6 protein-coding genes are annotated in these 3783 nt (G+C 54.8%); all 6 read left to right on the top strand.

What is annotated here, in order from left to right:
* Nucleotides 1-86 precede the first annotated feature (86 nt).
* Nucleotides 87-389: a hypothetical protein gene (locus WD823_RS06200; protein WP_368428616.1), complete on the top strand. Its 303-nt coding sequence runs from the start codon at nucleotides 87-89 to the stop codon at nucleotides 387-389.
* Nucleotides 390-586: 197 nt separating this feature from the next.
* Complete coding sequence (locus WD823_RS06195) at nucleotides 587-1063, top strand: hypothetical protein (RefSeq protein WP_368428615.1); 477 nt, start codon at nucleotides 587-589, stop codon at nucleotides 1061-1063.
* 152 nt (nucleotides 1064-1215) lie between these two features.
* Complete coding sequence (locus tag WD823_RS06190; protein ID WP_368428614.1) at nucleotides 1216-2112, top strand: restriction endonuclease; 897 nt, start codon at nucleotides 1216-1218, stop codon at nucleotides 2110-2112.
* Between the two features lie 88 nt (nucleotides 2113-2200).
* The gene (locus tag WD823_RS06185; protein WP_368428613.1) at nucleotides 2201-2668 is read left to right on the top strand and encodes a hypothetical protein; all 468 of its coding nucleotides are present in this window, start codon (nucleotides 2201-2203) and stop codon (nucleotides 2666-2668) included.
* Between the two features lie 129 nt (nucleotides 2669-2797).
* The gene (locus WD823_RS06180) at nucleotides 2798-3145 is read left to right on the top strand and encodes a Rap1a/Tai family immunity protein (RefSeq protein ID WP_368428612.1); all 348 of its coding nucleotides are present in this window, start codon (nucleotides 2798-2800) and stop codon (nucleotides 3143-3145) included.
* A gap of 122 nt (nucleotides 3146-3267) precedes the next feature.
* A complete protein-coding gene (locus WD823_RS06175; RefSeq protein ID WP_368428611.1) occupies nucleotides 3268-3738 on the top strand; it encodes a hypothetical protein in 471 nt (156 codons plus the stop codon).
* Nucleotides 3739-3783 lie beyond the last annotated feature (45 nt).

Below are 3783 nucleotides of genomic sequence, written 5' to 3'. Positions count from 1 at the left end.
CCCGCTTCGCACATCGCATCAGCCACGTCGCCATGGCGATGCTCAACTAAACGTTGGGCGTCTCCATTTCCTTACAGGAGAGAACGATGAAGAGGTTGGTATTTCTCTGTATTGCGGCTCTGGGGTCTACCAGCTGCGTAACGATGCCCCCCGAGGCCGCCAAGATCATGCTGCACCGACAGGTCAGCACCCAACTCGACAATTGCATGAAGCTTGGCCCGGTGTCCGCTGAATCAGGTGCATGGGATCTCCCGGAACAGGCGATTAATAACTTGAGGGCTAATGCAGTGAAGAAGTACGGAGACAAGGTTGATTCGGTAGCTCTTATAAACGTGGATTCATACCTCACGAAGACTGTCGCTCACGGTCTAGCCTTCAAATGCTTCTAACCCATTTTCGAGAGGTCGCACTTGCCCACCATTGACGCAATCCCGATTACTGGGCAGGCAGAAAGTGAAGGCTTTGGGCCATGAGGCGACCCCGATCCAACAACGCGCTGAACCTGACCGTCCAAGAGCGCAGTTCTTCGGGTCCCGCCGCGCTCCGCGCGTCGTCGTTGGCAAGTTAGCGCGGAGCGTTGGGCGTCATGACACTTTTCCAGTGGTCTCAGTTGCCCGATCCTGACCCGCACAGGTATGTGCAGCTTATCGCGTACACGCTGCGGAACCCCTCGTTTAAGTCCGAAGATGCATGCGCAGTGTGTAAAATTTCTGAAAGAGAATTTCGCTTTGTCGCCGGCAGCATCTACTCTCTCAACGAATATCAGGTGCAGAAGGGTCGCCCGGACGAGATCCAAGAGTGGATCCTGCGTCCGGAGGCGTACTTTAGTTATCTCCAATACTTGGAATTTCGGCACGCCATCAAGGCATCGAGACAAGCTACGTTGCTTGCGCTGTTAGCTATCGTCATAGCAATTATTGGTGTCGGCCTCGCAATTCCGCGTGAGACTCTCCTGGAGAAGGAGTGCCGAACTTGGGCAGAAAAAACAATGCTAGATATGGGCGACCGCGACCGCAGCAGGTTTGCGCCACTTCTTGGAGCGTGTATGAAAGGCGGGCGATGATTCTGAGTGATTCCGTTATTCTCGATAATGTCGCGAGAGACTATGCCGCCCAACCAGCTCTTGCAGCGGACGCGCCGCAAGCGGCGCGTTGCTGAAGGTGACGTTGGACCTAGGGAGAAGGATCGGTGGCCATTCCGGGTTTTCAGACGTGCATGCTTCCTCTGCTCCGCTATGCGGCTGACAGCAACGAGCATCAGCTCAAGGACGCGGCGCAGCACTTGGCCAAGGAGTTTCGTCTCACCGCCGAGGAGCTGAACGAATTTCTGCCCAGCGGACAGCAGCCGGTTTTTATCAATCGTGTTGGCTGGGCTCGTTCCTATCTGAAGAAAGCCGGCTTGCTCGACAGTCCCAGGCGCGGTTACTTTCAGATCACGGCGCGAGGCCACGAAGTACTGAAAGACCCGCCGGCGCAGATCAATATTAAGTGGCTAGACCGTTTTCCAGAATTCAAGGAGTTCTGGGACAAATACAGGTCGAAGAAAGGCACCGATGAAGAAACACAAACTACAGAGGCGGAAGCCGCACCCGGGCAGACGCCACACGAGGCCTTGGAGAATGCCTACGAGCGGCTACGGTCCGAAATCGCTGCTGAGCTATTGCAGACGCTGAAAGCGTCTGATCCGTCGCTGTTCGAAAACATCGTCGTTGAACTGCTCGTGAAAATGGGTTACGGCGGCAGTCGCAAGGACGCAGGAAAAGCGATCGGCCGCAGCGGCGACGAAGGCATCGACGGCGTCATAAAGGAAGATCATCTCGGGTTGGACAGCATCTATATCCAAGCCAAGCGATGGGATAACAGCGTTGGAAGGCCGGAGATACAGAAGTTCGCTGGCGCCCTTCAAGGACAGCGCGCTCGAAAGGGCATCTTCATCACAACATCAGAGTTCACGCGGGAGGCGCAGGACTACGTTTCCCGCATCGATTCGAAGATCGTGCTCATTGACGGCAAAGACTTAGCGCGGTTGATGATCGACTTCGGCGTCGGAGTCACGTCCGTCGCGACGTATGAGGTTAAGAAAATAGATTCGGACTACTTCGGTGAAACCTAGGTCCAACAACGCGTTCCAGCCGACGGTCCTCGCGCTGCGCGCTCGGCCCGCGGCTGAACGCGGGCGTTAGCGCGCAGGGGAGGCGGTAGTGAAGCGGAAGCCATACGAGCAGCGAACGGATTTACAGAGGCTCGAATCGCAGTGGCACAAACTTTCCGGTCTTCATACGCGGGAGGAGTGGTCCGCAGCAATTGTCCGTGCCGCAACTGCTGCTGAACTCGCTTGCAACTTCGCGATCCGGCAAGAATTCAGTGCGCGAAGCAAGTTCGACAGCGACTTCGTCGATAGTCTTCTCGTGTGGGCAAACGGGCTCGCGGGAAAATTAGATCGCCTGCTGCTACCGCTCAGCGAAATCGATAAGACGAAGCACAAGCGAGTGAAATCATTGAAGGCGGCGGCACAGGAAATCAACAAGAAGAGAAATGCCATCGCTCATCAAGGTGAATTCTGCAACGAGGATGGGGCCGAAGCGATCATTGCTTCCGCGAAGGAGTTCATAACAGCGTTGGTGCAACTGTATGAGCCCACTTTCATGCTCAAAGAACGTAGGCGCTAAAGAGGTCGAGGTAGGCGCTGCGTCAGCGGCGCTAGCCTGTATGCGTGCAATGCGTAAGACCAGGTCCATCTGCATGACTTCAACTAAGTTGATCCGTCGATCTGAAGATCCGAAGATTGGGAGGAAGGAATGAGACCCTTGTTGTGTTTCTTTCTAACGGCAGTTCTACTTTCGGTGACATCGCCTGCGTTTGCTCAGGCCTACGTCAATGGGAATAGACTCCTCGAGTTGTTAGAGTCGAGAGACGTTGCATCGCGGAATGCGGCGCACGGCTACATTCAAGGAGTCGTGGACGCGATCTGGTTCACAGCAAGCGCAATGTCGACGCCAATGCTGTGCCTTCCTGATGGCGTTACTCCAGGTCAACTCGCAGAGATCATCCAAAACCATTATCGACGTTTTCCTGAGCGGCGACATTACGGTGCCTCTGGGGAAATCTATGGAGCGATAAATGAGAAGTTTAGGTGCACAAGATAGCTGGTTCGCAGAACTGGTGATCGCAACCTGCACGCTAACCACCCGATCCACAAGCCGACGCCCGCAAGCGGGCGCTTGCTCGCGCGGGTGATCGGGACACGTTAGAGTGCAGCATCGGCGTCATGGAACATTTCCCGATCACAAAAACAGCGAAGGGCTTCCACATCGAGGGATTTCCAGATGCGGTGAAAGTCCTGCGCATCGGAGGACCAAAGGCCCGGCGTTTGGCCGATCTGGCACTGCACAAAGTCGACCTAGATTTCACGCTGGAATGCCTTGAGACGATAAACACCACGCCAGAGGAGCCCCACACTCTCCGGCGGGCCTTGTGGCATTCGGCGATCGTTCACTTCATAAAGTGCTTCGGTCAGAGCGAATCACGTTTCAGCCTCGATCCGAAGGTCGTCTACAAAACTGATGCAGGAGCATTTGAGCCGTATAAGTACTTTGACAGTCTCCGGAACAAGAACGTGGTTCACGACGAGAATTCCTACATGCAATGCCTGCCGGGAGCGGTTCTGAACAAGAAAGGAATGGACCACAAGATTGCAAAGATTGTCTGCCTCAGCGTCGTAGGCGAGACGCTAGTATAGAGACACATTAATTACGAAACATGGTAGCATTGCATCGCCACATTC

The organism is Sulfuricaulis sp., assembly GCF_040901545.1.
Classification (GTDB): Bacteria; Pseudomonadota; Gammaproteobacteria; order Acidiferrobacterales; family Sulfurifustaceae; genus Sulfuricaulis.
The sequence above is the reverse complement of the archived record's forward strand: the minus strand, read 5'-3'. Positions and strand labels throughout refer to the sequence as shown.

What these genes read in the sequence shown, in the direction of transcription:
- WD823_RS06200 (WP_368428616.1), top strand. Translation starts at nt 87, where the DNA reads ATGAAGAGGTTGGTATTTCTCTGTATTGCGGCTCTGGGGTCTACCAGC.
- WD823_RS06190 (WP_368428614.1), top strand. Translation starts at nt 1,216, where the DNA reads ATGCTTCCTCTGCTCCGCTATGCGGCTGACAGCAACGAGCATCAGCTC.
- WD823_RS06175 (WP_368428611.1), top strand. Translation starts at nt 3,268, where the DNA reads ATGGAACATTTCCCGATCACAAAAACAGCGAAGGGCTTCCACATCGAG.
- WD823_RS06195 (WP_368428615.1), top strand. Translation starts at nt 587, where the DNA reads ATGACACTTTTCCAGTGGTCTCAGTTGCCCGATCCTGACCCGCACAGG.
- WD823_RS06180 (WP_368428612.1), top strand. Translation starts at nt 2,798, where the DNA reads ATGAGACCCTTGTTGTGTTTCTTTCTAACGGCAGTTCTACTTTCGGTG.